The organism is Massilia orientalis (assembly GCF_030411975.2).
Lineage (GTDB): Bacteria > Pseudomonadota > Gammaproteobacteria > Burkholderiales > Burkholderiaceae_D > Telluria > Telluria orientalis.
In genome coordinates this window covers 1-26,209 of sequence record NZ_JASNRB020000001.1, presented here as the reverse complement: position 1 = coordinate 26,209, position 26,209 = coordinate 1, and the positions used below count along the sequence as shown (strand labels likewise).

General features: G+C 64.7%; 27 protein-coding genes and 1 pseudogene. 11 read left to right on the top strand and 17 right to left on the bottom strand.

Annotation, left to right across the window (positions count from 1 at the left end):
* The first annotated feature begins 20 nt into the window (after positions 1–20).
* Both dgoD and QPK29_RS00135 read left to right on the top strand, forming a co-directional pair.
* Complete coding sequence (gene dgoD / locus QPK29_RS00140; protein WP_371769198.1) at positions 21–1,169, top strand: galactonate dehydratase; 1,149 nt, start codon at positions 21–23, stop codon at positions 1,167–1,169.
* Positions 1,170–1,239: 70 nt separating this feature from the next.
* Complete coding sequence (locus QPK29_RS00135; protein WP_160408198.1) at positions 1,240–2,013, top strand: SDR family oxidoreductase; 774 nt, start codon at positions 1,240–1,242, stop codon at positions 2,011–2,013.
* A 90-nt stretch (positions 2,014–2,103) separates the two neighbouring features.
* On the opposite strand, the gene QPK29_RS00130 is transcribed toward QPK29_RS00135, so the two are convergent.
* The 9 genes from QPK29_RS00130 to QPK29_RS00090 form a co-directional block, all read right to left on the bottom strand.
* Positions 2,104–2,931, bottom strand: coding sequence for an alpha/beta hydrolase (locus QPK29_RS00130; RefSeq protein ID WP_371769197.1), 828 nt, complete (start codon positions 2,929–2,931; stop codon positions 2,104–2,106).
* A 304-nt stretch (positions 2,932–3,235) separates the two neighbouring features.
* On the bottom strand, positions 3,236–3,736 hold the full coding sequence (locus tag QPK29_RS00125; protein WP_371769503.1) for a hypothetical protein: 501 nt from the start codon (positions 3,734–3,736) through the stop codon (positions 3,236–3,238).
* Positions 3,737–4,549: 813 nt separating this feature from the next.
* The gene (locus QPK29_RS00120) at positions 4,550–4,930 is read right to left on the bottom strand and encodes a DUF7677 family protein (RefSeq protein WP_371769196.1); all 381 of its coding nucleotides are present in this window, start codon (positions 4,928–4,930) and stop codon (positions 4,550–4,552) included.
* Positions 4,931–5,054: 124 nt separating this feature from the next.
* On the bottom strand, positions 5,055–5,366 hold the full coding sequence (locus tag QPK29_RS00115; protein ID WP_371769195.1) for a hypothetical protein: 312 nt from the start codon (positions 5,364–5,366) through the stop codon (positions 5,055–5,057).
* A 281-nt stretch (positions 5,367–5,647) separates the two neighbouring features.
* Positions 5,648–5,929: a hypothetical protein gene (locus QPK29_RS00110; RefSeq protein ID WP_371769194.1), complete on the bottom strand. Its 282-nt coding sequence runs from the start codon at positions 5,927–5,929 to the stop codon at positions 5,648–5,650.
* Between the two features lie 10 nt (positions 5,930–5,939).
* Positions 5,940–6,716: a hypothetical protein gene (locus QPK29_RS00105; RefSeq protein WP_371769193.1), complete on the bottom strand. Its 777-nt coding sequence runs from the start codon at positions 6,714–6,716 to the stop codon at positions 5,940–5,942.
* An 80-nt stretch (positions 6,717–6,796) separates the two neighbouring features.
* Positions 6,797–7,591, bottom strand: coding sequence for an SDR family NAD(P)-dependent oxidoreductase (locus QPK29_RS00100; RefSeq protein ID WP_371769192.1), 795 nt, complete (start codon positions 7,589–7,591; stop codon positions 6,797–6,799).
* A 1-nt stretch (position 7,592) separates the two neighbouring features.
* Positions 7,593–8,096 (bottom strand): SRPBCC domain-containing protein, encoded by a 504-nt coding sequence (locus QPK29_RS00095; RefSeq protein WP_371769191.1) that lies wholly within the window; start codon positions 8,094–8,096, stop codon positions 7,593–7,595.
* Between the two features lie 53 nt (positions 8,097–8,149).
* Positions 8,150–8,749: an NADPH-dependent F420 reductase gene (locus QPK29_RS00090; protein ID WP_371769190.1), complete on the bottom strand. Its 600-nt coding sequence runs from the start codon at positions 8,747–8,749 to the stop codon at positions 8,150–8,152.
* A gap of 98 nt (positions 8,750–8,847) precedes the next feature.
* On the opposite strand from QPK29_RS00090, the gene QPK29_RS00085 reads away from it, so the two are divergent.
* Entirely contained in the window at positions 8,848–9,729 is an 882-nt protein-coding gene (locus QPK29_RS00085; RefSeq protein WP_371769189.1) for a LysR family transcriptional regulator, read from the top strand.
* A 68-nt stretch (positions 9,730–9,797) separates the two neighbouring features.
* Here the strand turns inward: QPK29_RS00085 and QPK29_RS00080 are convergent, their stop codons facing one another.
* Positions 9,798–10,343, bottom strand: a complete 546-nt coding sequence (locus tag QPK29_RS00080; protein ID WP_056129793.1) for a TetR/AcrR family transcriptional regulator — start codon at positions 10,341–10,343, stop codon at positions 9,798–9,800.
* 124 nt (positions 10,344–10,467) lie between these two features.
* On the opposite strand from QPK29_RS00080, the gene QPK29_RS00075 reads away from it, so the two are divergent.
* The 6 genes from QPK29_RS00075 (at position 10,468) to QPK29_RS00050 (ending at position 15,219) form a co-directional block, all read left to right on the top strand.
* Positions 10,468–11,202: an SDR family NAD(P)-dependent oxidoreductase gene (locus QPK29_RS00075; protein ID WP_371769188.1), complete on the top strand. Its 735-nt coding sequence runs from the start codon at positions 10,468–10,470 to the stop codon at positions 11,200–11,202.
* A gap of 13 nt (positions 11,203–11,215) precedes the next feature.
* Positions 11,216–11,983 carry an SDR family NAD(P)-dependent oxidoreductase gene (locus tag QPK29_RS00070; protein ID WP_371769187.1) on the top strand — a complete coding sequence of 256 codons (768 nt, stop codon included), beginning with the start codon at positions 11,216–11,218 and terminating at the stop codon, positions 11,981–11,983.
* Between the two features lie 27 nt (positions 11,984–12,010).
* Positions 12,011–12,607 carry an NADPH-dependent F420 reductase gene (locus tag QPK29_RS00065; RefSeq protein WP_371769186.1) on the top strand — a complete coding sequence of 199 codons (597 nt, stop codon included), beginning with the start codon at positions 12,011–12,013 and terminating at the stop codon, positions 12,605–12,607.
* 120 nt (positions 12,608–12,727) lie between these two features.
* Positions 12,728–13,702, top strand: a complete 975-nt coding sequence (locus tag QPK29_RS00060; protein ID WP_056129803.1) for a LysR substrate-binding domain-containing protein — start codon at positions 12,728–12,730, stop codon at positions 13,700–13,702.
* 9 nt (positions 13,703–13,711) lie between these two features.
* On the top strand, positions 13,712–14,620 hold the full coding sequence (locus QPK29_RS00055) for a 2-dehydro-3-deoxygalactonokinase (protein ID WP_371769185.1): 909 nt from the start codon (positions 13,712–13,714) through the stop codon (positions 14,618–14,620).
* Positions 14,617–15,219, top strand: a complete 603-nt coding sequence (locus QPK29_RS00050) for a 2-dehydro-3-deoxy-6-phosphogalactonate aldolase (protein ID WP_056129809.1) — start codon at positions 14,617–14,619, stop codon at positions 15,217–15,219. Before QPK29_RS00055 ends, QPK29_RS00050 begins: the two co-directional genes overlap by 4 nt.
* 47 nt (positions 15,220–15,266) lie before the next feature.
* Here the strand turns inward: QPK29_RS00050 and QPK29_RS00045 are convergent, their stop codons facing one another.
* Both QPK29_RS00045 and QPK29_RS00040 read right to left on the bottom strand, forming a co-directional pair.
* Positions 15,267–16,565: a hypothetical protein gene (locus QPK29_RS00045; RefSeq protein ID WP_371769184.1), complete on the bottom strand. Its 1,299-nt coding sequence runs from the start codon at positions 16,563–16,565 to the stop codon at positions 15,267–15,269.
* A gap of 44 nt (positions 16,566–16,609) precedes the next feature.
* The gene (locus QPK29_RS00040; RefSeq protein ID WP_371769183.1) at positions 16,610–16,741 is read right to left on the bottom strand and encodes a hypothetical protein; all 132 of its coding nucleotides are present in this window, start codon (positions 16,739–16,741) and stop codon (positions 16,610–16,612) included.
* Between the two features lie 129 nt (positions 16,742–16,870).
* On the opposite strand from QPK29_RS00040, the gene QPK29_RS00035 reads away from it, so the two are divergent.
* Positions 16,871–17,695: a helix-turn-helix transcriptional regulator gene (locus QPK29_RS00035; protein WP_371769182.1), complete on the top strand. Its 825-nt coding sequence runs from the start codon at positions 16,871–16,873 to the stop codon at positions 17,693–17,695.
* A 3-nt stretch (positions 17,696–17,698) separates the two neighbouring features.
* Here QPK29_RS00035 and QPK29_RS00030 read toward each other — a convergent pair whose 3' ends face one another.
* Complete coding sequence (locus QPK29_RS00030; protein WP_371769181.1) at positions 17,699–18,286, bottom strand: LysE family translocator; 588 nt, start codon at positions 18,284–18,286, stop codon at positions 17,699–17,701.
* Between the two features lie 134 nt (positions 18,287–18,420).
* Here QPK29_RS00030 and QPK29_RS00025 point away from each other — a divergent pair, with 134 nt between their 5' ends.
* The gene (locus tag QPK29_RS00025) at positions 18,421–20,013 is read left to right on the top strand and encodes a rhamnogalacturonidase (RefSeq protein ID WP_371769180.1); all 1,593 of its coding nucleotides are present in this window, start codon (positions 18,421–18,423) and stop codon (positions 20,011–20,013) included.
* On the opposite strand, the gene QPK29_RS00020 is transcribed toward QPK29_RS00025, so the two are convergent.
* The 4 genes and pseudogenes from QPK29_RS00020 to QPK29_RS00005 all read right to left on the bottom strand — a co-directional run.
* Positions 19,982–20,458 carry a hypothetical protein gene (locus QPK29_RS00020; RefSeq protein WP_371769179.1) on the bottom strand — a complete coding sequence of 159 codons (477 nt, stop codon included), beginning with the start codon at positions 20,456–20,458 and terminating at the stop codon, positions 19,982–19,984. The two genes, QPK29_RS00025 and QPK29_RS00020, sit on opposite strands and share 32 nt — an antisense overlap.
* A 270-nt stretch (positions 20,459–20,728) precedes the next feature.
* Positions 20,729–23,164 (bottom strand): beta-galactosidase, encoded by a 2,436-nt coding sequence (locus QPK29_RS00015; RefSeq protein WP_371769178.1) that lies wholly within the window; start codon positions 23,162–23,164, stop codon positions 20,729–20,731.
* A gap of 8 nt (positions 23,165–23,172) precedes the next feature.
* A complete protein-coding gene (locus QPK29_RS00010; protein WP_371769177.1) occupies positions 23,173–25,791 on the bottom strand; it encodes a TonB-dependent receptor in 2,619 nt (872 codons plus the stop codon).
* Between the two features lie 238 nt (positions 25,792–26,029).
* Positions 26,030–26,209, bottom strand: a pseudogene (locus tag QPK29_RS00005) (sodium transporter); the annotation flags it as partial.

Here is a 26,209-nt window from a genome sequence, read left to right as displayed (position 1 = left end):
GCGCGGCTACACTGGCCGCCATGAAAATCACCCGACTCACCACTTACCGCGTCCCGCCGCGCTGGATGCTGCTGAAGATCGAGACTGATGAAGGCGTCACCGGCTGGGGCGAACCTGTCATCGAGGGGCGCGCGCGCACCGTCGAGGCGGCCGTGCACGAACTGTCGGACTACCTCGTCGGCAAGGATCCGGGGCGCATCAACGACCTGTGGCAGACGATGTACCGCGCGGGCTTCTATCGCGGCGGCCCGATCCTGATGAGCGCCATCGCCGGCGTCGACCAGGCGCTGTGGGACATCAAGGGCAAGGTGCTGGGGCAGCCTGTTTACGAGCTGCTGGGCGGCCTCGTGCGTGACCGCATGAAGACGTACAGCTGGGTGGGCGGCGACCGTCCCGCAGAGCTGATCGCGGGCATCGGCGCGCTGCGCGAAGCCGGTTTCGACACCTTCAAGATGAACGGCACCGAAGAACTGGGCATCATCGACAACGCGCGCAAGATCGACCAGGCCGTCGCGCGCGTGGCCGAGGTGCGCGCGAAGTTCGGCTCCGAGATCGAATTCGGCGTCGACTTCCATGGCCGCGTGTCCGCGCCGATGGCGAAGGTGCTGCTGCGCGAACTGGAGCCGTACCGGCCGCTGTTCGTCGAGGAACCGGTGCTGGCCGAGCAGGACGAGTACTACCGCGCATTGGCCGACGCGACGTCGATCCCGCTGGCGGCCGGCGAGCGGATGTACTCGCGCTTCGACTTCAAGCGCGTGTTCGAGCGGGGCGGTCTCGCCATCGTCCAGCCGGACCTGTCGCACGCGGGCGGCATCACGGAATGCGTCAAGATCGCGGCGATGGCGGAAGCGCACGACATCGCGTTCGCGCCGCATTGCCCGCTCGGGCCGGTGGCGCTGGCGTCCTGCCTGCAGGTGGACTTCGTCGCGCACAACGCCGTGCTGCAGGAGCAGAGCATGGGCATCCATTACAACCAGGGGGCCGAGCTGCTGGACTACGTGAAGAACAAGGAAGACTTCCTCCTGTCGTCCGGCTGGATCCGGCCGCTGCCGAAGCCTGGGCTCGGCGTCGAGATCGACGAGGAACGCGTGATCGAGGCCAGCCGCGCGGCAACCGACTGGCGCAACCCGGTCTGGCGCCACGCCGACGGCAGCGTCGCGGAGTGGTAGGCCGGCCTGCCGCTGGTGTACGATGCATGTCATACAAAAACATGCAGGGCCAGGGAAGCGGCAGGAAGAGATGAACGGAAGACTCGAAGGGAAGGTGGCGATCGTCACCGGCTCCACCATGGGCATCGGCGCGGCCGTCGCGCGGCGCTTCATGGAGGAAGGTGCGCGCGTCGTGATCAACAGCCACGTCGACGACGCGGCCGCACGGGCGCTGCACGAGGAACTGGGCGGGACACGCAGCCTGTTCGTCCAGGCCGACATCACGGATCCGACCGCGATGGAGCGGCTGGCGGCGCGCACGCTGGAACGCTTCGGGCAGGTCGACATCCTCGTCAACAACGCGGGCGTGAACGTGTTTTCCGATCCGCTGGAACTGGATGCGGAAGGCTGGCGGCGCTGCCTCACGCTCGACCTGGAAGGCGCGTGGAACGCGTGCCGCGCCGTGCTCCCGTCCATGCTGGCGGCAGGCAGCGGCAGCATCGTCAACATCGCATCGGTGCACGGCCACAAGGTCATCAAGGGCTGTTTCCCGTATCCCGTCGCGAAGCACGGGCTGATCGGCCTCACGCGCTCGCTCGGCGTCGAGTACGCGGCGCGCGGCATCCGCGTGAATTCGATCTCGCCCGGCCTGATCATGACGGAGCGGATCGAGGCGTGGCTCGCCGGCTGCCCCGATCCGGAGGCAGAACGCCGGCGCCAGGCCGCGCTGCTGCCGTGCGGCTGGATCGGGGAACCGAAGGACGTCGCGAACGCGGCGCTGTTCCTGGCCAGCGACGAGGCGCGGTTCGTGAATGCGGCGGATCTGCTCGTGGATGGGGGCAGGAGCCAGGTGTATCACGACTAAAAGCGACTGGACGCCCGGCCGCTTTCCTGGTGCTCGGACTGGGTCCGTACGTCCGCTATCGACCCGAAGCCGGCATTGACCTTGCTACACTTATAGGACACCGGTTTCCTTGAGCCAGTTTTCCACCAACGAAGGCCAAGCTGCTAAAGGGTGATCTTTCTCCCGAAGACCGAAGGCGCGCCCTCCTTTTGCAAAAAGATGAACCTCTGCCGGCACACCTGCCTGGTTGAGCGCCCGGGCGTACAGTGTGCTATTGCAGATAGGATCGACCGGATCGTCCCAAGCTTGCAATAGAAATGTGGGCGGTGTGTCCTTCGTCACGCGAATGCTTGGTTCGAGTGCTCCGGCGCGACACAGGTGACCCGGATAAAGCGCAATCGCAAAGTCAGGGCGACTGCTTAACTTGTCCACAGCGTCGACCGGCGCATAGGCAGACGCCACGATGTTGCTGGTCTGGGCGACCAGATAGCCTCCGGCCGAGAAGCCGATTACACCGATCTTTCGCGGGTTCAGGTTCAGTTCCGTTACCTTCGACCGCACCAGCTTAATGGTCCGCTGGGCATCCTGCAGTGCAAGCGGTATCTTTGGAAAGATCCTGCATCTGCATTTTTCATCCCAGTAGTCGTTCCCACCGGGGACGCGGTATTTGAGCAATACGCAGGTAATCCCACGTGATGTCAGCCAGTCGCAGATTTCCGTCCCTTCCAGGTCAATGGCCAGGACTCGGAATCCTCCACCGGGAAATACGATGACAGCGGCTCCGGTGTTCAGGCCCTTCGGCGAGTACACGGTCATCGTTGGATTGCTCACGTCATTGACCTGTGCCCATCCACCGTGTCCTGCCGCAGCGACGACCGATTCTGGCTGCTGGGTGGGCGCCGCGTCGGGAACCGCACCGGGCCAGATATCAATCTGCACATGTCCCGGCGACGGCTGCCAGGTCGCAGCTCGGGCGGGCGCGAAGCTTATCAAAAGAGCAGCTAGACTTATCAAGAAACATGTACGCACGGCCTTCCCCTTGAATGATTTACATTTGCGCCCCGTCCCGGGCTGCGCGGGAAGTGTCGATCAGATTGGGGCTCAATGGGCAGGCGTGTGACGAACCGAGCGGACTGCGTGATGAGTTACCGGTAGCGGCTTTGCAATCGGTCCGCTCTTGGTCGATAGCGGACGGTCAGCATGGGGCAGCGTGCCGGGCTGCTGTTGTCGGAGCAACTGAAAGTCATGAAAGCCCGAATCCTGTTCTTCCCACTCTGAATGGTCGGCTTGCTTGCGACCGCGAGGGCACGTGCGCGTGTCGTGCCATCGGGATTAAGAGCGCCTGACAAAACCTCTCTACATATCGACAACAGATGAGCGAGCCGGCAAGCGACACGTACGCCTGGTGCACGTCTGCTCGTCGCTGATGCCGAATGCGCAATCTGCGGGAGCGGTGTAGCCAACCCAAGGTCCGCTTCACGACCCAACGCCACCGTCCAAGCCTTTCGCGCGACTTCACGCCGTAGCGCGCGATACGAGCTGCGATGCCTCGACTGCGCAGCCAGGCCCGATGGGCTCTCGAAGCGTACGCTCGATTGGCATGCAGCTTACCTGGACGTTTGCGGGCACGGCCCGCCAGCCCTTTAACTGCCGGGATCGACTCGACGAAAGGGATGAGGAAACGCGAGTCGTGTAGCCGCGCACCTGAGATCTGGGCCACTAGGGGACGCCCAAGCTCATCCACCAGCAAACAGGATTCCAGTCAGAGATGATCTGCTATAAGCGAGCACAGGTCTTCGGGAGGAAGTGCGCGGGCCATAGCATCAGTCCGTTTACAAACACGGAGGCCATGTTAGTGCCCTGACTGAGCCTGCGTACGTCAGCTATCGACCCACTGCGGACGTTGGCAGCTGAACGGCTCATTTCCGTTGCATAAGAATTCGATAACAGTAGAGTGGCATTGTTACACTTAACTGTCCGTTAGATAGAGGCCTAATCGTCACGCGATTTGAGTCCCACCGCATCCATGTGGGCGTGTTTTGAGTACAGAACAGAGTTTCGTTTCGTTTGGAATAACAAACGAACTTGCTCGACCGCAGGAAAGATTCAAGCGCATCGCGTGACATTTCGTCGACGGTCCCATACACCGGCAAGCACATCAAGATCGAAGGCAGCATTCCTAAAAATGTACCGATTAATATGATTTGCAGATCGTCCTTGTCCAAGTATGACCATGCCAAGGCGGCTTCTGCTAAACCTAGAAAACCGAGCACAACGCCTAAGAAAATTGCCCAGTCACGCGTTGAGGCGAGCGCAGCGAGTCCAATAGATTGCTTCTGAAAATAACTCTTCGTTGTCATTCTTCGAAAAACATCCACATTCGTTATGTAAAGAATACGACAGTTCGATAACGCGCATAAAGATCCTGTGGCCGCTTTTGGCCGATCCCGGCGGTTCGGCTCAGCATAGCAGGTTGCCGAGCTGGAAAAGTCGCGGACTGTCACGACAGGCCGCTTACGACCCAAAGCGGACGGTCTCAAAGTTCGATACCTGAAGGTCAAGGCTTGCCGTCCTTGCGAGGTGGGGCGCCGAATAGTTCGACCTCCCAACCTTTGAATGGCGGATTAACGACGTACGCCGGGTCACAGTAGCTGCGGATGTATTGCGCAGCTCGATACTCAGCGTATTTGGCGTTCACTGGGAGCCCGTCGGGGGAAAGCTCGATGACATTCGCAAAGATGGCGTAGGCCTGTTCCATCAAACTGGGCGACTCAAGCATCGCCGGTCGGTAGTCTATTCCTTCAAGCAAAGGATGGCCGACACTCCCATTTGCGATCCAGAAACTGAACGTCCGCAGTGCTCCAGAGAACTCCGGGCTCAATTTTTTGGGGTAGCCAAGCGGGTCATGCGTCAGCTTCGCTTTAGAAAAAAATTCCATTGGTTGCTCCTGTTACTGCAAGGTCCGCTCCTGGCCGGATCAGGCCGTCGGACTCAGCGTAGCGCCTTGCCTCTTTGCAAAATCCGCGAACTGTCACCACGGGCGGCAGTCGACCCAAAGCGGACTAAGCGATCGTGAAGGCTTCCGTCGAACTCTCGGGCCAGACAATGGTGTACTTATCGGAACGCAGGTCTCGGTAAGCACTGCCAACCTTGTGCAGTAGGGATGCGTCCGAGAGAAGCGTTTTAGCTCGTTCAAACGTTGCAACTGGATCAGTGGTAAGAACGAATATGTTTATCTCTCCGCTGCCAATGTCATGTCCGTCTACCTCGGCAATCGGCTCTACGACTCGCCGTAAATTCTCTTCGAGCGTGACCAGTAAGTCGAAGTCCGGAATCGCGTTCGCTTTGAACTGGAGAACGAGTTGGTAGTCCATGATTTCCTTCTCGGGGGGCTAGGCTTCCGTCCGCTCCTGGCCGATTGCGGGCGGTCGGCAAGGCTCAGCGTACCCGGCTGTTGACTGCAGAGCAACTAGAGGGTTTTGTTAGGCGTTCTAAGCCAGCGTGCTTGTGCCGCGCTGGCACATACCCCAAAACGAAAATTCTTGCATCCTAAACCGGATACTTCCCGACCGTACGAAGCGATGCGCCAAAGGGGAAGTCGTGCATAATCTTCGATGCAAAATAACAGCGCTATATTGACGGCCCAATGCAAAATCTAGCGCCGGGACTTCGAAATCAAGGCGCCAATAACAACTCCAATTGCGACCCCTGGACCAATGCCGAGAGCAAGATTGCCGATCGCGACGCCAATTGCGCACCCAATCGCCACTCCAAAACAAATCCCGACACCCATGAACTTGCTAACTTTTTTATCGGGTGAATCGCTCATAGAATCCATTATTTCGTAGTTAAAAGGCCGATTGGCCGCCAGCAGCCATTGCTGAAGCTCCTCAGCCGCCCCCTTGCGGACGTTTAAAATCCGGGGATTCGCCTGCAAGCGTTGGTCGTTATTTACACGGCCTTTTGCTCCTGTCGGACATGCCATCGATTTCCGCCTGGGTCAGCGTTATCAGCATCGGCTCATCTGCCGGAAAACCATCGGCACCTATTCGTGCGGGCTTGGGCGGCGCTTCGTTCGGGCAAGCCGGGACCGAAGGCGGAAGCGATGCCGCCAGCGCAAATAATTGCTGACGCAGCGGTGTATCTACAACGTTGGCATCGATCCAGAGTTCGTAAGCACGTCGCCGCTCGACCCAGGACAGGTGCGAGATCGCGTTGCCGGAAGGTGCCTGAAACACGCTGAGCCGTGCCGGCATGCTGTTGATGCGTTCGGGCTCATCCTCCGGGGCACGCCAACTACGGGTGCCATCAACGGACATGTCTTGCTCGAATAGCGTCACATTATGACCGTCGGGCATGAGAAAGCCGCGGTACAAGCGCGTATGCGGAGTATTGTCGGGCTCGATCATCGCACCCAAGCTCTTGAAATTGGCGAACTGCGTGCCAGAGAGGTTCACCGGCTGGAATGACAAATCGGCCATGATCGGCGCGGACGGTCGGAATGCAATGCGGTAGCGCTCCAGGTTTGCCTCGCATACCTTCAGATAGCCGTTAGTTTTGGCTTCGAGAGCTCGCTTCGCCTGGGCTTCCGCGAAGCCGGGAGCGCCGGGCGGCAGGCCGAGCCCGCAGGACACGCCATCTGGGGCGGCGGGTCTGGCGTGGGGGACGACGACGGGCAGCGCGACCGCGATGGCCGCAATCGCCCAACCGATACGTCGGTTCATTACTTTTGCATTCATCCTTGCAGCTTAGCAGTTGTGGGCCCGTGAAGATGCGCGCTTTTCCACCGCTGCTGCCTAGCGAATCAGGTAATTGTGCGAACGACACCACCGTCGACACGTAAAGCCGAACCTGTCGTCGCCGATGCCTGTTCCGAGGCGACATAAACTACCATGTTCGCCACTTCCTCGGTGGTGGCGAAGCGTTGGATCAGCGTGGTCGGACGCATCGTTTTCAGGAAATCCTGCTCGGCCTGGGCGGGCGTGATGCCTTGCTCCTGAGCTGTGGATTTCATCCAGTTCGACAGAATCTCCGAATCCGTCGGACCGGGCAGCACGGCGTTGACGGTCACGCCGCTGCCGGCGACGAGTTCGGCCAAGCCGCGCGACACCGCCAGCATTGCAGTCTTGGTCATGCCGTAGTCGATCATTTCCTTCGGAATGTTCAATGCCGATTCGCTGCTGATGAAAACCACGCGGCCCCAGCCGCGCGCTGTCATCTTCGGAATGTAATGCCGCGACAACCGGACACTGCTCAACACATTCAGCTGGAACAGGTCGAGCCACTCTTCGTCAGTCTGGTCAAAGAAGTTTTTCGGACGGGCGGTGCCCGCGTTGTTGACCAGGATGTCGGTGTCAGGCACCCGTGCGATCAACGCTGCGCAACCTTCCGGTGTGGCGATGTCGGCGGCGACGCCGCTTAATTTGGCGTTTGGTAGCAGCGCGCGCATGTCGTGGAGCGCCGCGTCCACGCGTTCCTGCGTGCGCCCATTGATCACGACTGACGCGCCCGCGCGTGCAAGTCCTTCAGCGATCGCGCGGCCGATGCCGGCGGTGGAGCCGGTCACGACGGCTGTGCGGTTTTCAAGTTCGATTTTCATGTTATTGCTCCGATTCTGTTAATGCCGTTTCCGCCGCGCGAGCGAGGCGTTCAATCCAGTCCTGGTGGTAGCGATAAAGCGCACCGGGATATTCGTGGCCGATCACATCGAGGAAGAACTCTCCTTGCTGGGTTTCCTCGGTCAGCACGTGGCAACCCTTTTCCGTTGGCGTGATGACCCAGCCGTGGTACGCGCTGGAACCGGTGTCGTCCGCATCGACGGTAGTCTCCCATGCTAGTCGATGATTCGGAATGCACTCGGTTACGGTCAAGCTCATCGGATAGCCAACCGTGACGCGGTGAAAGCGCGTACCCAGCCGCAACTCGGATTCGCCGGAGAGGATGTTGACCTGGTCTTCAGGAGGAAAATAATTCGACCAATGCGCCGCGTCGACCAGCAGTTTCCACACGACTTCCGGCGGGGCATTCACGTCGATGTCGTTGAGGGCGTAGATGGACGAGATGCCCGGATGGTAGCGTTCGGGCCAGATGACTTTGTCGATCATGTTATGCAACCTGATGAGTTCATTGCGCGATTTGAATCGATGCGCTCGCCGCGTCAGTCTGCTTTGACGAGGTCCTGGAAGATCAGCGGTGCCCAACTGCGTCCGCGCGCCTGAACCAGCGCACCGCCTTCGCCGAGTTTGCCCAGCCATACCGGCGCGTAGCCGAGGCGTTCGGCCAACGCCGCGACCTGCGGCACTGCCTCGTCGTGGTCGCTGGACAGGAAGACCACGCGTCTCCCGCCCTTGACGCGTGGATCGGCGGCCAGCACACCGGCAGGAAGATGGTTAAAGCCTTTCACGACCGAAGCGCCGACGAATGCCCTGGCGATGGCGGCGGTAGATGGCTGGCCGTCCAGTACGTCGACCGGCACGCCATAGGCATTGGTCGCATCGATGATCGTCTTGCCCTGCCAGTTCGGCAGCGCCTTGGCAACGGTTGCATGTTCCAGGAACGGCACAGCGAGGAAGATGACGTCGGCTTGCAGGGCGTCTTCCAAGGTCTTCGGTCGAACTGATCCGCCAATGGCCAACGCTTGCGACGCCAACGCGTCAGGTGTACGCCGCGCAGCGACGGCTACGTCCATGTTCATGCGGGCGAAGGCACTGGCGAGTGCCTGTCCTACTTCTCCAAAGCCGATGATTGCGTAAGTCACAGAGTCTCTCCCATACAAAAAGTTGACGAGAGGATGGTAATTTAGTGTCCGCTAAGTGATAATCCGCAAAATATTCATAAGACTTATTCCAAAATAGAATGGATCAGTTCCAGGAATTGCATGCTTTCATCGCCGTGGTGGAGACCGGCGGCTTTTCCTCAGCGGCACGCAAGCGAGGTGAGTCGCAGTCTGCCGTCAGCAAGGCGGTGAACGCCCTGGAAAAGCGACTCGGGGTAGCACTGCTTCATCGCAGCACACGAAAGGTGACGCTCACCGAGCAAGGGCAGCGGTACTACGAGCGTACCAAGCCGCTGCTCGAGGAGATTCAGTTCGCAGACAGCGAACTGGCCAGCAGCACACTGGCCGTTTCGGGCCTCGTGCGCATCGCGGCGCCTTCGACGTTCGCACGCCTGCACGTACTGCCACTGATTCCAGAATTGCTGGTGCGCCATCCAGACTTGCGCGTGGATCTTGTACTGTCCGACGCGCTGCGCGACATGGTTGAAGACCGCATCGATCTGGCGATCCGACTGACGATGGTCAACGATCCGGATTCCGTCGTTCGCCGTGTGGCGGGCACGTCCTTGATCTGCGCCGGCGCGCGCCGCTATTTCGAACAACGCGGACAACCAAGGATGCCCGCCGACCTGGCCCACCACAACTGCCTGATTTACGGCGAAATGACCGAGTGGAATTTCTACGGGCCCCAAGGCCGCTTCAGTGTGCCGGTGCGCGGCAACCTGTCATCCAACAGCGCCGAAACCATTCTGGCCGGCGTGAAAGCCGGCGTGGGGATTGGAATGTTCCATCGGGCATCTCTTGTCGAGGAATTCCGTGATGCGGACGTGGTGACGGTACTTGATAATTTCATCCACGAGCCGCGCGATATCAGCCTTGTCTGGCCCAAGCGCCGCTTCGTACCCACCCGCGTGCGCGCAGTAACCGATTTCTTTGCGACGGCCCTCGCGCTCCGCATTTAGGGCAGGTCCGGTTTTCACGGGGCCGGCCAACTGCCGCAATCCCGTGCGCACTTTGCATCGGCGCCAGGTCAGCTTTTCAGGATGGCGCTCGTCATCAACTTGACGAGATGGTCCGCGCGCGGCGCAAACGACGGTTGATCGACCGTCCAGCCGAGCGCCGTTATCAGCGCGAACAGGTCGTCCCCGGTCATGTCGGCGCGTGCCGTTCCTTCGTCCTGGGCACGCTGCAGCAGCCGCGCGCCTGCCGAGTGCACTGCGGCGCATGACGCATAAAGCGCGGAGTCCGGATTGGCGTGGGCGGCCGCCATCATGGCGACAACGCCTCTGTAGCTGCGGGTGAATGCCACCAGTTCCCGAAACCAGGTGAGAAGTGCCTCGTCAGCCGAGGCCGAGCTTTCGAGTTCGTCCGCCTTCCGAGTCAGTGTGTCCAGATGGGTGCACAGCAACGCCTCGAACAAGGCCTCCCGTGTCGAAAAATGACGAAGCAATGTCGCCAGGCCTACGCCGGCGCGGCGGGCGATATCGCGCATCGAGGCCTCGGCGCCATGCTCGGCGACCACGTCACGCGCGACCGTGAGGATTTGATTGCGATTTTTTTGGGCGTCGGCTCGCATAAGTTCCCTTGACAAGTGGATCAGTGATCCATATAGTAGATTATGTGGATCGGTGATCCGCATAATACAGCGCCAGCTGGAATTTTTCCAGCGCCCGCGCAACGCCTATGAAAGAGCACACGACATGAACAGACTACATGGAAAGACCGCCGTCATCACCGGGGGCGCAACCGGCATCGGCCTCGCCGCGGCCAAGCGCTTCATCGAGGAAGGCGCCTTCGTCTTCATCTTCGGGCGCCGTCAGGACGCGCTCGATGCCGCTGTCACCGCCCTCGGGCCCAATGCCCGCGCCGTGCCCGGCTCAGTCTCCGAGCTGGCTGACCTTGATCGACTCTACGCGGCGGTGAAGGCCGAGCGCGGCACCCTCGACATCGTCCTGGCCAACGCTGGGGCGGGAAGTCCACTTCCTCTCGGCCAGATCACCGCCGAGCACATCGACGACACCTTCGACACGAATGTGAAGGGGACGATCTTTACGGTCCAGAAGGCGCTGCCGCTGATGGGCCCAGGCGGGTCGATCATCCTGACCGGATCGAGCGCCGGCACCACGGGAGCCCCGGGATTCACGGCCTACAGCGCGAGCAAGGCGGCGGTGCGCAATCTTGCCCGGACCTGGGCGGAGGATTTGAAAGGCACCGGCATCCGGGTCAACGTGCTGTCGCCGGGGGCGACGGCGACCGAACTCGCCAAGCAGGCGCTAGGCGAAGAGGGCCAGAAGGCGTACGGCGCGATGACACCGCTCCAGCGCATGGCCGATCCGGCAGAGATCGGGGCGGCGGCCGCCTTTCTTGCCTCGTCGGACAGCAGCTTCATGACCGCCAGCGAGGTCGCCGTCGACGGTGGCCTGGCACAGCTCTGAGGAGAGAATTCGAATGACACGATCACTGAAGGGAAAGACAGCTCTCGTCACCGGGGCATCGCGGGGCATCGGCCGCGCAATCGCCGAACGTCTCGCAAAGGACGGTGCGACTGTGGCACTGACCTATAACGCCGGCAAATCCAGTGCCGACGAGGTCGTCGCGGCGATCGAGCAAGCGGGAGGCGCCGCGTTCGCGATCCATGCGGATCTCGTCGATCCGGACACTGTCCCGGCCTTGTTTGCGAGACTCGACGACGAGTTCACGCAACGGAACGGTAGCAAAGTGCTCGACATTCTGGTCAACAACGCCGGCAATTCCGGTTGGCTTGGCTTCAAGGACGCCACGCCGGAAAGTTGGGACACGCTGATGGCCGTCTACGCCCGCGCGCCGTTCTTCATCGTTCAGGCCGCGCTCGATCGGCTTGCCGATGGCGGACGCATCATCAACATTTCTTCCGCAGCAGCCACGAAGCCGGTGACGGCTGCGCCCGTTTACTCGATGGCGAAAGCGGCCATCAACACCCTGACCCACACGCTCGCAATCGAGTTGGGGCCGCGCCGCATCACGGCGAACGCCGTCGCGCCGGGCTTCACGCGAACCGACGCGAACGCCGATTTCCGCGAGAATCCCGAACTCGTCAAGGCGGTCGAGGCCCAAATCGCCCTGGGCCGCTTTGGCGAGCCTTCGGAAATCGCCGCCGTCGTGGCGTTCCTGGCCTCCGATGAGGGTCATTGGGTGACGGGCCAAACTATTGAAGCAAGTGGTGGTTACAAGCTCTGACCGCCCCCAGGAACGAAGGAGAAACATATGAGTTACGCAATTATTGGCTTCGGCAAGATTGGCCACGCACTGGCCAAGGCGTTCGCCCGCAAAGGCATCGAAGTGGCTGTGGCAAGCACCCGCGACCCGCGCAGCTTTGCCGCCGAGGCGGCCGCCATCGGGCCTACGATCATTCCCGAAACCCTGGCGGAAGCCGTCAAGGCGGATATCATCTTTCTGGCTGTCCGGTTCGAGTCGCACCCGGAGGTCGCACAAGCCCTGGCCGACTGGAACGGGAAGACCATCATCGACGTGATGAACACGCAGGCTCCGCTTGAAGCGTTGGACGGTCTCCCGTCCTCCGCTTTTGTCGCGAAGGGGTTTACCGGGGCCAGGCTGGTGAAAGGCTTCAACCATCTCGTCGCTGGCGTGCTCGGCCAGGACCCGTCCGTACACGGTGGCAGGCGGGTCGTCTTCCTGGCGAGTGACGATAGCGACGCCGCATCGGAGGTCGCCGCGCTTGCGGAAAATCTCGGTTTCTCGCCGATAAAGCTCGGTGGACTTTCAGAAGGCGGATTGCTGGTGCATGCGCGCGGGCCAAGTTGGGGGCAGTTGATCTTCAAGGACCTCGTCAAGTTCGACTGATCCGATCGACGCGCGGGCGGCGCTGGCAGGTAAGCCGCACTAAGTATTATTCCCGAGTTTGACCCTGAGCGGATGGGCAACTATCATTGTGGAAACTTTCGAGGCTTACGCCGCTCTGCCATGTCCGATCCCCGCTCCGACCGCTTCGTCCGCGCCTACCTGAAGACGCGCCACCTCGTCCTGCTCGTCGAATTGGGCCGGCACGGGTCGATCATGCAGGCCGCGCAGGCCGCGAACCTCACGCAGCCGGCGGCGTCTAAACTGCTCGGCGAACTGGAACACGCGCTGGGCGTCACCTTGTTCGAGCGCCTGCCGCGCGGGGTCGAGCCCACGTGGTACGGCAAGGTGCTCATCCGCCGCGCCGGCGCCTCGCTGGCCGAGATGGACGCCGCGTACCAGGAAGTGATGGAACTGATGTCCGGCCTGCGCGGGCGCGTCGCGGTCGGGGCGATCCTGACGCCGTCAACGACCCTCGTGCCGGCCGCCGTCACCCTGCTCAAGACGCGGCATGCGCGCCTGAACGTGTCGATCGAGGTCGGCAGCAGCAAGCAGCTCGTCGAGCGCCTGCGCGCGGGCGACCTCGACATCGTCATCGGCCGCGTCGTGGACGGTTCCATCGCCGACGAATTCCACTTCGAGCCGATCACCGACGAGCCGCACAGCCTGATCGTGCGCGCCGGGCACCCGCTGCTGGGCGCGCGTGGGCTGGACCTGGCCGAACTCGCGCAGCAGGCGTGGATCGTGCCGCCGGCCGGCAGCATGGTGCGCGACCGGATGGCGTCCCTGTTCCTCACGCAAGGCCTGGAGCAGCCCGCGGAGACCGTGTCGACGGCCGAACTGCCCGTCGTGACGACGCTGCTGCTGGGCAGCGACATGGTCGCGCCCATGTCGGTCGAACTCGTCAAGCCCTACCTGGACAGCGGCCTGCTGGCCGTGCTGCCGTACGAACTGAATTTGCGGATGGACGTCTACGGCATCATCACGCGCCGCCATCACCAGCTGTCGCCGGCGGCGGAAGCCATGCTCGGCGCGCTGCGCGAGACGGCCACGCGGCCGAAACCGACGGCGCGCGTCACGTACATCAAATCGGTGTAAGCTGGCGCGATGGCTTCATCCGCATCACACCGCCTGCTCGGTATCGACTGGGGCTCGAGCAACCGCCGCGCCTATCTCGTCGACGCCGCCGGCACCTGCCTCGCCACGCGCGCCGACGACCAGGGCATGCTCGCCGTGCGCCCCGATTTCGCCGGCTCCTTCGCGGCCCTCGTGGCGGCGATGGGCGTCGATCCGGCTATTCCCGCCGTCGCCTCCGGCATGGTCGGCAGCGCCCAGGGCTGGCGCGAAGTGCCTTATCTCGACATCGGCGTGCCGCTGGACGCGCTGCCCGACCACGTGGTCCGCGTCGACGACCCGCGCGCCGGCCGTCCGTGCTTCATCGTGCCCGGCTACGTGCAGCGCGGCGAACACGTCGACGTCATGCGCGGCGAAGAGACACAGTTGCTGGGCGCCGTGGCGCTGGGCCGGCGCGACGGCTGGTTCGTCCTGCCCGGCACGCACAGCAAGTGGGTGCATCTGGCGGACGGCGTCATCCGCCGCATCGCCACGTTCATGACGGGCGAGCTGTTCGCGATGGTGTCCGCACACGGCACGCTGGCGCCGCTGATGGCGGGCGCGCATGACGACGACAGCGCATTCGTCACCGGCCTGGATGCGGCCCGCCGCGGCGCGCCGTTGTCGAACGCGCTGTTCGGCGTCCGTGCGCGCGTCGTCTCGGGCGCCATGCCGGCCGCGCAGGCGCGCTCGTTCGTCAGCGGCCTGCTCGTCGGGACGGAATTCGTCGCCGCGGTCGGGCTGACGGGTGGGGGCGTGCCGCCGACCTGCATCGGATCTCCCGTGCTGCGGGCCCGCTACGCGCGCGCGGCCGTCCATTTCGGCACCACGCTCGCCGGCCTCGATCCGGACCGCGTGTATTGCGCCGCACTGGCGCGCTTCCTCGACCGGATTCCCTCATGAATTTTGCCTTGCCCCTCGTTGCAATCCTCCGCGGCCTCGATCCGGCCGACGCCGGCGCCGTCGGCCGCGTCCTGTTCGACGCCGGCTGGCGCCTGCTCGAAGTGCCGCTGAACCGGCCGGGCGCGCTCGACGCCATCCGCATCCTCGTCGAGATGGCCCCGCCGGACGCCATCGTGGGCGGCGGGACGATGCTGAGCGTGGCGGACGTCGACGCCGTCGCGCAGGCGGGCGGCCGGCTGTTCGTGTCCCCGAACTGCAATCCCGCCGTCATCGCGCACGCGCGCGCGGCCGGCATGCTGTGCGCGCCCGGCATCGCGACGCCGACGGAAGCTTTCGCCGCGTTGGATGCGGGCGCCCATGCGTTGAAGCTGTTCCCGGCCGAATCGATCGGCCCGGCCGGGCTGAAGGCGATGAAATCGGTCCTGCCGGCCGATACGCCGTTGTGGCCCGTGGGCGGCGTCACGCCCGAACAGATCCCGGCGTGGAAGGCGGCCGGCGCGACGGGCGCGGGCATCGGCAGCCAGCTGTTCACGCCCGGCGTGACGCCGGACGACCTGGCCGCGCGTGCGCGGGCGTTCGTCGGGGCCTGGCGCGGGTGAGCACCCGGGCGGAACCTGGCCGCCGCCAACGGCCCGTGGGCGCAAGTTCAGCTCAGGTACCAGAGTAAGTCGTATGCTTGCTCGATCGCACGGTCGGTCGCGGTTGCCCTTTGTTCCAGGGTGAGAGCGCGGCTCTCCAAAGGCAGCTCGTCGGATCTGAACCGGGTCACCGTAGCGATCAGCACGGGAAACCGGGGCGGCGGCGCTTCACCCGCAAGGTCGTAAAAGTGTGGCGGCGTTGGCTTCATCGCATCGTTGAGATAGTGAAGCGGAAATGAATGGCGCGCATGGAATGGTAAATGGTCGAAATCTCCGAGGGCCAGTTGACGAGCGTGCTGGGCAATCGTTCCCCGGACCGTATCGAGCGCCTCGAATACGTCCAATCCGATCGGGCTTCGATGTTGGGCGAGGAAACCCAGCCCAAGCGGATTGACGTCGCGCTTCTGCTTGCCGCCCCATGTCCACTTCGCCATGATGCTGTCCACGGTCAGCGGCGCTGCCCCGGGCGCGGTCGGCCCTGCGATGGGGTAGCCCAGCAACGTGCCCATCAGCCCATCCCAGCCGCCAGGATTGGACGGCGCCGGCTTGAATTCGCGCCCTGCGCCCGTTGCGCCATCGACAAGATCTTCCAGTAATTTGCCTAGCGATTCATGGGCCGGGTCCACCGGGGTGCCGGGTATCGGCTCGCCCGCAAGCCAGTGAACCGAGTTCTGATTGGTCTTCCACGTCGTCCTTCCGGAGCCGTGGTCCCACAGGACACCAAATTTTCCGATATCGTGGGCTGCGGCACCGGCGCCATTGGGCGGCACGGCAATCTGGTAGAAGCCGTGGCCTTTCGGCCGTGAGGCGTACCCTGTCTGGAGTTCGAATCGCGGCCATCGATGGAACAGGTAGAACTGCGAATGGTCGGTGCCGACCGGGTCCGGACCGTTGACGGGATCGTACGGGAACGTGAGGGGACGCTGGTCGCCGGAGCGCTTCACCATCAGCAAGCAGGCGGCCCTGCGGGTGACCCTGTGTATTCCATTGCCCGCCGGTTCGGTGACGTAAACGACGAACATCCCATCCGCGAGCTCGCACCTCGGGTTTTCTTGGCCGGCCGTGAACTTCGCATACGGAGAACCGTGCAAGAAAGTCGCCCGGAAATTCACGGCGTTGACGTTCTGGTCGTACAGACTGGGCGACTCTGCATTCAATCGCCGAACGGTCTGCTCCGAGATCAGGTCCCGCACGAAATGCGGCTCGTCCCGCACGCTGCTCCCGCTCGCGCAACGAATGTGAGCGTCGGAAAAAATGCTGTTGTAGGCGTCGGTGCAATTCACGCCCGCGTGTTTAATCAGCGCCATCGATTCACCTTGAAAACAGTTCGGTTCTTGTTTGTCCAGGCATTCTATTGGACACGAATATCCTGCGACCTGAATTTGCGCACCCGCCCATCCGGATCGAACAGGATCCCGAGTTCACGGATCTGCGTGCCCGTTTCCGCGCTGCGGCCGAAGAGGGCACGTGCAAGGGTGGCCACGCTTGAATCCTTGTCACGGCGATGATCCCGAAGTGTCGACGGCCGGCAGCTTACCGGATCGCGTCGCGAAAAGATGCACGCTTTGTCACGGCTGCTAGAATGGATGGTCGATCTTCAAAGCGCACGATCATGTCCCGACCCGACCGCCATCCCGCCGCCCAGGTCTTCTGGCGCGACCCCGCCTTGCCGTTCATCGAAGCGCGCCACGTCGCGGACGGGCGCGGCCTGCACTACGGGCGCCACTGGCACGAGACGCATTCCGTCGGCGTCATCACGGGCGGCCGCAGCACCTATGTCAACGGCGCGCATGCGGAGGTGGTGGAGCAGGGCGCCGTCGTCGTCGTCAATCCGGGCGACGTCCACGGCTGCAATCCGGTCGACGAGGCGCCGTGGTCCTATGTGATGTTCTACTTCGATCCCGTGTGGCTGGGCCGCGTCCAGGCGCGCGTGCGCGGCCTGGCGGATCCCGCGTTCCGCCCGTATGCACAGGCGGCGTTGCGCGCGCCGCACCTGGTGGCGGCGGGCGTGCGGCTGTTCGCCGTGCTGGCGGATGCGCGCCGCGGCACCGCCGAACGCGAGGCCGCGGTCGTGGATTTCGTCGCGCAACTGGATGGCGCGCTCGCGCCCGGATCGGTACCGGAGGCCGTCGCGCCGAAGGTGGCACGCGTCGCGCGCCACATCGACGCGCATTTCGCGGACGCCCTGCCGCTGCAGGACTTGTGCGAGGCGGCGAACCTGTCCGGCTCCTACCTGATCCGCGCCTTCAAGAAGCGCTACGGCGTCGCGCCGCACGAATACCAGACCAACCGCCGCATCCAGTACGCGAAGGCGCGGCTGCGGGCCGGCGCGCCCATCGCCGAGGTCGCGCTCGATGTGGGCTTTGCCGACCAGGCCCACTTCCAGCGCGTGTTCAAGCGGATGACCGCCGCCACGCCGGGCCAGTACCGCGACTGAGCGTCAGGCGGCAGCCAGCCAGACGACGCTCGCCACGAGCATGCCGGCCATCGTCCGGTTGAAGACGCGCACCCGATGCGGCGTGCGCAGGTAGGCCTGCAAACGGCTGCCGGCCCAGGCCCACGCGGCGACCGACAGCCAGCACACGACGAAGTAGATGGCGGCGAACAGCCAGACGGCGGACGGCGCGCCGTCGGACGCATACGTGCCCATGCCCGCCAGCGCGGCCAGCCACGCCTTGGGACTCAGCCATTGGAGGGCGGCGCCCTGCAGCATCGTCGGCCGCGCCGCGGCTTCGCCCGCATCCAGCTCGCCCGCGTCGGCCGCCAGTTTCCACGCCATGTAGAGCAGGAAGACCACGCCGGCCCAGCGCACGACGTTCGTCACCTGCGGCCAGGCGGCGACCACTTCGTGCAGCCCGAGCCCGGCCAGCACGAGCAGCAGGCAGAACCCGGCGGTGGCGCCGGTGACGTGGGCGAGGCTGGCCGTGAAGCCGTGGCGGGCGCCGCTGCCGAGGGCGACGACGTTGACGGGGCCCGGAGAGATCGAGGTGGCGAGGGCGAAAGCGGCCATCGAAGCGAACATGCTCATCTGCGTTTCCTTTCATGTCGAGGGATGCGGCAGACGATAGCGGCGGCACGCGGGCCGGTATTGAAAAAAATGACCCAACCAATTGCTCAGCAACTTGCGCATTCGGCGCGGCGTGGCGATGGTAAGGTGATGCGATGACTTCCTTCGACACGACCCGACGCCGCCTCCTGCAGGGCCTCGGCGCCGCCTGCGCAGCCGTGTGCGCACCGGCGCTGGCCGCGGACTTCGACGTGCGTACGTTCGGCGCCCGCGGCGACGGCACCACGCTGGACACGGACGCCATCCATGCCGCCATCGCCGCGGCGAGCGCCGCCGGCGGCGGCACCGTACGTTTCCCGTCCGGCCGCTACCTGAGCTTTTCGATCCGCCTGCAAAGCCGCGTCGCGCTGTACCTGGACGCCGGCAGCGTGATCGTGGCGGCCGACCCGGCGGATGGCCAGGGTCGCTACGACCCGGCAGAACCGAACCCGCACGATGCCTACCAGGACTTCGGCCACAGCCACTGGCACAACTCGCTGATCTGGGGCGAGTCTCTCGAAGACGTGGCGATCCTGGGCCCGGGCCGCATCTGGGGCCGCGGCCTGACGCGCTCGGGGCCGGGCGCGAACCGGCCGCTCAACGCCGGCGACATGCCGTCCTCGCTCGGCGGCAAGGACCCGATGGGCGAGCGCAGGAAGTCCGGCGCCGTGTTCGGCGCGGAGATGGACGGCAAGGGCAACAAGGCGATCGCGCTGAAGAACTGCCGCAACGTGCTCCTGCGCGACTTCTCGATGCTCAAGTGCGGCCACTTTGCCGTCCTGGCGACGGGCGTGGACAACCTGACGATCGCGAACCTCACCGTCGACACGGAGCGCGACGGCTTCGATATCGACTGCTGCCGGAATGTCCGCATCAGCGACTGTGCGGTCAATACGCCGAACGACGACGCGATCTGCCTGAAGAGTTCCTATGCACTGGGCCGCGCGCGCTACACGGAGCACGTGACGATCACGGGCTGCCAGGTCTCGGGCTTCGACCTCGGCACGCTGCTGGACGGCACCTATCAGAAGACGCAGCTGAAAGCGCCGGACGAGGAGGGCGTGTGCGGCCGCATCAAGCTGGGCACGGAATCGAACGGCGGCTTCCGCAATATCGTCATCGCGAACTGCGTGTTCGAGCACTGCCGCGGCCTGGCGATCGAAAGCGTGGACGGCGCCGTCATCGAGGACGTCACGGTCGACAACCTCGCCATGCGCGACCTGACGACGGCGCCGCTGTTCATCCGCCTGGGCCGGCGCATGCGCGCGCCCGCGGGCACACGCGTCGGGGCGATCCGGCGGGTTAACATCAGCAACGTGGTCGCGTCGCAGGCGAATGCGCCGTACGCGGCTATCGTGGCCGGCCTGCCGGAGGCGCCCGTCGAGGACGTGCGGCTGTCGAACATCACGATCGTGTACGGCGGCGGGGGCACGGCGGCGGATGCGCGCCGCGTGCCGCCCGAGGTACCGGACCATTATCCGGAACCGAGCATGTTCGGCGTGACGCCGGCCTACGGCCTGTACGTGCGCCACGCGCGCAACGTGGAGGTGCATCACGCCGACCTGCGCACGGCGGCGCCGGATGCGCGGCCGCCCGTCGTGCTGGACGATGTGAAAGACGAGCGCTTCGACCACGTACGGCTCGGACGCGCGGCCGGCGTGCCGGCCATACGGCGGGTCAGGCCGGCATCGGTTCCTCCGCGCGGGTGATGCGCCACATGTCCAGGTTCACGCCCTTGCGGTAATCGTGCTGCATCTCGGGCGTCAGCACCTCGAACATCAGGCCATTCTCGAGCCACAGCTCGACGACGTCGAACACGCCGCCGCGCGAGCAGGGCACGGCGCGCCAGCCTTCGCGCCGGCCGATCGCGACGATCTCCTCGACGGAGCGCTCGGTCGCGATGGCCAGGTGGAAGCAGGCGTACGGGCGCGGGGCGGCGTCCGGATGCGGCCGGGCCATCCCGGCGCCGTTCCCCGGCGCCATCGGCAGCGTGTGCGGATAGACCTCGACCATCGACCCGCGCACGTCGCCGGCCATCGCGACCCACGCGCCGGGCCAGGGCGGGAAGCGGAACGACTGGCCGCCCCAGATCTCGGCAATGACGGCGGCGACGCGCTCGGGATCGCGCGCGGGGATGGAAGCGTGAAAGATCATGGTTCTCCTCGGGAAGTGACGGCACGGGCCAAAGTTGCGATGACACGCACGCCAACGCTGCCGAGGTAATCCCCGAGTACCGCCCACGCCGGGACGAAGCCCAGCTGCTGTTCGAGCAGGCACCGTGCGGCGCTGACGACGCAACGCTCGACCGTATCGAGCGTTGCGCCGCGCCGCGGGAGCGGGATAGTTCGGGTGGTTGACGTGTCCATGGCGCGCATCTTGACATTCGCGCCATGGACGGTCACGCCCCACCGGTGGGGGTATCGACTACTTGCCGATCTCGACGCGGTAGACCGGCACCACCTTCACGCCCTTCAGCTCGGCCAGCTGCGGCTTGCCGCCGAAGTCCGGACGATGCTCGCGCGGCAGGTAGATCGGCGCATCCGCGCGCAGCGGCAGCACGGTCAAGGTCAGCGGACCCTGGCGTTTCTGCGGCAGGTTACCCAGGTCGAATTGCCAGCGCTGGCCGTTGTAATACCAGTCGTCGACCATGCGCGTGCCGTCGAACAGCCGGGCCACGTCGCCCGTGAAGTCGATGTCGAGCAGCAGGCTGTCCACGTCCTTCGACCGATTCGCCGCCCCGACATCGAGCAGCCACGCGGCCGACGCGCCGAATGCTTCCGGATCCGGCTGCACGGCCGCGTTGGCGTTGCCGCCGATGCGGACCGGGCGTGCGGGCTGGGCGTCGCGCAGCGGTTTGACGGCCACCGCCACGGCGCGCGTCGGCAGCGTCGTGTCGAACACCTGGAACAGGCCGTCGCGGCCGGCGCTCTGCAGCGTCGTCGATGGATAGACGGCCGCGCGCACGTGCGGCTGGCCCGCGCTGCGCAGTACGAGCCGCCCGCCGTCGAAGTACGCCTGCGCCTCGCTGAGCACGAGCCGGCGCCGGCCCTGGAACGTGCCGATCGCCGCCTGGCGCGCCTGCGCCTGCGACAGCACGAGCACCGTCAGCGGCGTCGCGCCCGGGCAGCGCAGCGTGAACGCCGCATCGAGGCCGGGCCGGATGCCGTCCACGACGACCGCCCCGGCACGCTCGTCGACGTGCGCATGCGGGGCCTGCACGCAACCGCGGGCTTTTTCGCCGAACGCGAATTCGACGGGGACGCCGTCCTGCGCCGCGAACACCCACGTGCCGTCATCGAGCTGCGCGAGTGGCTGCGCCGTCGCATACGTCAGGCGCTGGCCGCGCTCGTCACCTAAGTCGAAATTGACGGGCCAGGCGAAGTACGCGCCGGCCGGCAGGTCGACGGGTTGACGGGGCAGGGTGACCGTGCCGCCGGGCAGCTTGACCACGAAGCGGACCTGTTCGCGCGCGGGCGTCGGATACTGGCGGATGTGCCCATCGTAGAACAGGAACGCGGCATCGCCGCGGCTGCGCACGGACCAGCGGGGAGGGCCCAGGTCGGCCGGATCCTTCGGCACCACGTCCGGTTTGCGCACGGTCATCGGCGCCAGGCGCGCGCCGAAGTCGTGCAGGAACCAGTGGAACGGACGCAGGCTGGCCAGCACGTCGCGCTGCTGGCCGTCCGGGCCCAGCGGCGCGTTGAAGTCGTAGTTGATCGCGGGGACGTCGTTGTAGCCACCGCTCTTCGTACTCTCTTCCAGGGTCGTGCCGCCCACGGGATTGCGCCCGCCGTGGAACATGTAGTACCCCATCAGGTTGACGCCGGAGCCCAGTTGCACAGGGAGCATCGAGGCGATGTCGTCGCTTGATACGAGCGTGCGGCGGCGGTACATCGCGGGCAGGCCCGCGCCGTATTCCGCGCCGAGGAACGGGGTCTTGTCCATGTCCGTTTCCGCCGTGCCCTGCTGGCTCGCGCGGGTCTGCGCACCGAGGTCGCCGCTCACGCGCGTGTCGAAGCGGAACGCGTACGTTTCCTTGGGCGGGAGTTCCTTCGTGCTCGTCGCCCACGGTTCGTCCGGATAGCCGCCGAACACCGGCGTCACTTCGCCCGACGGGTACAAGGTCTGGTCCCAGCCCGTGACGGTGTAGTAGGGCACGTCGATGCCCGCCTTCACGGCAAGATCCTTCAGCGTGCGGATGTGCTCCGCGCCGCGGCCCGGGCCGGCCAGGTTGTACTCGTTCTCGATCTGGGCGCCGATGACCGGGCCGCCCTGCTTGTACAGCAGGCCGTCCAGCTGGCGCCCGATCTCGCGGTAGTAGCGCTCGACGAAGCGCAGGTAGGTCGGATCGTTGCCGCGCGTGGGCATCGCGTCGACCACCCAGTCCGGGAAGCCGCCGTAGCGCACCTCGGCGTGCGACCACGGGCCGACGCGCACGACGACGTCCAGGCCGTGCTTGTGCGCGAGCTGCACGAAGCGGCGCAGGTCGCGGTTGCCGGACCAGTCGAATTTTCCTTCGGCCGCTTCGTGGTGGTTCCAGATGATGTAGCTGGCGACGATGTCGATGCCGGCCGATTTCATCTTGGCGAGTTCCGCATCCCAGCTGGCGGCCGGGCTGCGCGTGTAGTGGAACTCGCCCATCACCGGCAGCCAGGGCTTGCCGTCGCGCGTGAGGTACTGGTTGTTGATGCCGAGCGTGTGGCCGCCCGGCGCCGCCGCCGTGCCCAGCTTGATGGTGCCGGTGCGCGGATCGGGCGCCGGCGCGGTCGCGTCGACGGTGAGGAGTTGTTCCGCGCCCGCCATGCCGGGGCCGGCGAAGGCCAGCAGCAGGGCGGCGCGGAGCAGCGTGGGTCGGGTCATCGTCATCATCAGAACTTGTACGAGAGGCCCACGTTGTAGCGGCGGCCGTATTCCATCACGTTCTGCATGTACGCGTTCGCGTTCTGCGTGTAGACCACTTTCTGGTTCGTGATGTTGTCCAGGCCCACGCGCAGCTGCAGCTGCGGCGTCAGGTAGTACGAGAAGTTCGCGGTAACGTAGGTCTCCTCGCCGTTTTCCGCCATGTAGCCGGCCGTCCAGCGGGGCATGCGCACGAACGGGCTGTGGTAGTTGGCGGACAGGCGGGCCTCGAAGCCGTTCTTTTCGTACCAGAGCGTGACGCCGCCGTTGTTGCGCATCAGGCCTTCCATCGGGTAGTCATTCGTGTACTCGTGGATGTCGCTCTCGTTGTACGACCAGTTCGCGGCGACGCCCAGGCCGTCGAACGGTGCCGGCAGGCGCGTGAACGCGTGCTGGTACACCAGTTCCAGGCCGCGTACGTAGCCGCCTTCGCCGTTGATGGAGCGGGTGATGACCGCCTGGCGGTTGCCGATGGTCGTCGTGTCGGTCGTGATGCCGATGTAGCTGCCGATCTGCTTGTAGAACAGCGCGGCCGAGAACAGCGAGCCCTTGTCGAAGTACCACTGGTACGCGAGGTCGGCCTGGTTGGCCATCATCGGCAGCAGGCCCGGATTGCCGGCGCTGCCCGTCAGCGGCTGCTGCGAGCCCGGCGTCGTGTCCATCGAGATCTGGCGCGACGCGCGCATCTCGTCCATCGGCGCGCGCGACATGGCGCGGGCCAGCGAGAAGCGCACCTGGTGCTTCTGTTCTTCGTCGAGGCCGAAGATCAGGTTCATGCTCGGCAGGGCCTTCGTGTACGACGCGCCGCCCGACACCGCCGTCGGCGCGGCGCCGTTGACGGACTCCATGCCTTCGCCCGTCTGGCTGGTGTGCAGCACGCGCACGCCCGCATTGCCGCGGTACTTCAGGCCGAACATCTCGCCGTCCAGGTCGGCCTGGGCGTACAGGGCGCTCGTGCGCTCCTTGACGCGCCAGCCGGCCAGCAGGTCGTTCGCGGTCGGCGTGCGGCCGCCCGCATCGAGGGCGCCCGGACCGAACGTGGAGGACACGGTGCCTTCGAAATCGTTCAGCATCAGCGCGGGGAAGTAGCCCGGCACGTTGATGGTCGTGTACGCGGAGGCCGGGATCGCCGCATTGTTCGGCGAGATGTTCCACGTGGTCTGGCGGTAGGACTTCTCGCGGTCGGCAAAGCGCGCGCCGATCTTGATGCGGCTGACCGGGCCCAGGTCGAGCGGCAGCGCGCCGCTCAGCTGCGCGGAATCGAGGCGGTCGTGCACGTGGCCGTCGTTGTCGATGACCAGCTGCGGTGCGCCGAACGTCGCGAGGTTGCCCGTGTCCTGGCTGTACGAATACGACTGCTGCTCGTTGCCGGTGAAGGCCCACGACAGGGTGCCGTTATTCGCGGTGGTATTGCGCACGTCGGCCCACTGGCTGGCGCGGCTCGCGCGCGACGTCGCGACGTCCGCCTCGACCTTCCAGTCGCCCACGTTGAACTTGCCGTTCAGGCCACCGGCGAAGTTGTCCATGTTCTGGATCCAGCGCGTGCTGTGCGTGGTCAGGCTGACGTCCTTGACGGTCGCCCCGGTGACGTAGCCGTCGCGGATGTCGACGTTCGAGTAATTCCCGGTCTGCCAGCCGTCCCAGTTGCCGACGTCGCCGGTCCAGTGCTGCACGCTCGGTTCGCGGATCTTGTTGCGGGCGAAGTACAGGTCGGCCGTGATCAGGGCATCCGGGCTCGCCTTCCATTCCAGCTTGCCCAGCACGCTGCTGCGTTCATTGGTGCCGCTCTTCAGTTCATCCTCGAAGCCCCACGGCGTCTTGTCGACCTTGCCGTCGCCATTCAGGTCGGCGGAGTGGTCTTCGTTGAAGCCCCAGTGGTTCTTGCGTTCCTCGATCGACGGCTGCTTCTGGTAGCTGAACGCGACGGCCGCGCCTACGCTCCGGTTCGCGAACTGGTCGATCCAGATGCCGCCCAGGCGCGGGCGCACGGTCTGCGCGTCGACGTCCTTCGCCAGCGGGTAGTACAGCGCGTCGGCCTTCAGCGACGCCTGGCGGCCGTTGTACTTCAGCGGCTGCACGGTCTGCAGGTCGATGGTCGTCGCGACGCCGCCTTCGACCAGGTCGGCGTTCTGCGTCTTGTAGACGATGGCGCCGGACAGCGACTCGGACGGGAACTGCTCGAAGCGCACGGCGCGGTTCGGCTCGGACGAAGCGAGTTCGCGGCCGTTCAGCGTGGCGCCGATGAAGCGTTCGCCCATGCCGCGCGCGACGATCTGGCTCGCGTTGCCGCGATCGAGACCGGCGGCGAGGCCCGGCAGGCGCGCCAGCGATTCGGCGATGGTGGTGTCGGGCAGTTTGCCGATGTCTTCGGAGGCGACGACTTCGACCATGCTGTTGGAGTTCTCCTTGACGGAGAGGGCGCTGCGCACGGACGCGCGGATGCCGGACACGACGACCTGCTGCACGGCGGTGTCGCCGCCGGCGGGCGGTTCGGCCGGTGCGCTTTGCTGGGCGAGGGCGGGAATTGCGGGGAGGGCCAACAATGGGAAGAGCGAGCGTACGAGTACGCTCAGGGTTTTCTGCTGCATGTAATCTCCTTGCTTTTGTCGTTTGGACTTATGTGTTGTTGTCGACTTTGTTGGTGCGTCGAGCGAACCAATCAAGCGACTGACCGGCATTCTGTCGCGTTGCAAGGAGTACAACCATTGTGTTTTTCACCAGCGTATATACGAAGTTGATATACCCTGGTGAAAAGTATAAAAAAAGGACAGCCTGGGGGGCTGTCCTTTGCCAGCCCGCAGGCTGCCTTCTATTGCTCCGAGAGTTCTACCACCACATGCCGTAGATGGTGGCCAGCACCACGCAGATGACGGCCGAGCCGAGCGCAAACGCGCCGTCGACCTTGAACAGCTTGGTGTCGACGATCAGTCCCTTCACCTTGCCGCGGGCGAACACGGTGCTGAGCAGGACCATGCCGGCGACGACCAGCCAGAACACGATGAACAT

Coding starts and splice junctions, on each gene's coding strand:
- dgoD (WP_371769198.1), top strand. CDS start 21: ATGAAAATCACCCGACTCACCACTTACCGCGTCCCGCCGCGCTGGATG.
- QPK29_RS00135 (WP_160408198.1), top strand. CDS start 1,240: ATGAACGGAAGACTCGAAGGGAAGGTGGCGATCGTCACCGGCTCCACC.
- QPK29_RS00120 (WP_371769196.1), bottom strand. CDS start 4,930: ATGGAATTTTTTTCTAAAGCGAAGCTGACGCATGACCCGCTTGGCTAC.
- QPK29_RS00115 (WP_371769195.1), bottom strand. CDS start 5,366: ATGGACTACCAACTCGTTCTCCAGTTCAAAGCGAACGCGATTCCGGAC.
- QPK29_RS00105 (WP_371769193.1), bottom strand. CDS start 6,716: ATGAACCGACGTATCGGTTGGGCGATTGCGGCCATCGCGGTCGCGCTG.
- QPK29_RS00100 (WP_371769192.1), bottom strand. CDS start 7,591: ATGAAAATCGAACTTGAAAACCGCACAGCCGTCGTGACCGGCTCCACC.
- QPK29_RS00095 (WP_371769191.1), bottom strand. CDS start 8,096: ATGATCGACAAAGTCATCTGGCCCGAACGCTACCATCCGGGCATCTCG.
- QPK29_RS00085 (WP_371769189.1), top strand. CDS start 8,848: ATGGATCAGTTCCAGGAATTGCATGCTTTCATCGCCGTGGTGGAGACC.
- QPK29_RS00080 (WP_056129793.1), bottom strand. CDS start 10,343: ATGCGAGCCGACGCCCAAAAAAATCGCAATCAAATCCTCACGGTCGCG.
- QPK29_RS00075 (WP_371769188.1), top strand. CDS start 10,468: ATGAACAGACTACATGGAAAGACCGCCGTCATCACCGGGGGCGCAACC.
- QPK29_RS00070 (WP_371769187.1), top strand. CDS start 11,216: ATGACACGATCACTGAAGGGAAAGACAGCTCTCGTCACCGGGGCATCG.
- QPK29_RS00065 (WP_371769186.1), top strand. CDS start 12,011: ATGAGTTACGCAATTATTGGCTTCGGCAAGATTGGCCACGCACTGGCC.
- QPK29_RS00060 (WP_056129803.1), top strand. CDS start 12,728: ATGTCCGATCCCCGCTCCGACCGCTTCGTCCGCGCCTACCTGAAGACG.
- QPK29_RS00055 (WP_371769185.1), top strand. CDS start 13,712: ATGGCTTCATCCGCATCACACCGCCTGCTCGGTATCGACTGGGGCTCG.
- QPK29_RS00050 (WP_056129809.1), top strand. CDS start 14,617: ATGAATTTTGCCTTGCCCCTCGTTGCAATCCTCCGCGGCCTCGATCCG.
- QPK29_RS00045 (WP_371769184.1), bottom strand. CDS start 16,565: ATGGCGCTGATTAAACACGCGGGCGTGAATTGCACCGACGCCTACAAC.
- QPK29_RS00035 (WP_371769182.1), top strand. CDS start 16,871: ATGTCCCGACCCGACCGCCATCCCGCCGCCCAGGTCTTCTGGCGCGAC.
- QPK29_RS00030 (WP_371769181.1), bottom strand. CDS start 18,286: ATGAGCATGTTCGCTTCGATGGCCGCTTTCGCCCTCGCCACCTCGATC.
- QPK29_RS00025 (WP_371769180.1), top strand. CDS start 18,421: ATGACTTCCTTCGACACGACCCGACGCCGCCTCCTGCAGGGCCTCGGC.
- QPK29_RS00020 (WP_371769179.1), bottom strand. CDS start 20,458: ATGATCTTTCACGCTTCCATCCCCGCGCGCGATCCCGAGCGCGTCGCC.
- QPK29_RS00015 (WP_371769178.1), bottom strand. CDS start 23,164: ATGACCCGACCCACGCTGCTCCGCGCCGCCCTGCTGCTGGCCTTCGCC.
- QPK29_RS00010 (WP_371769177.1), bottom strand. CDS start 25,791: ATGCAGCAGAAAACCCTGAGCGTACTCGTACGCTCGCTCTTCCCATTG.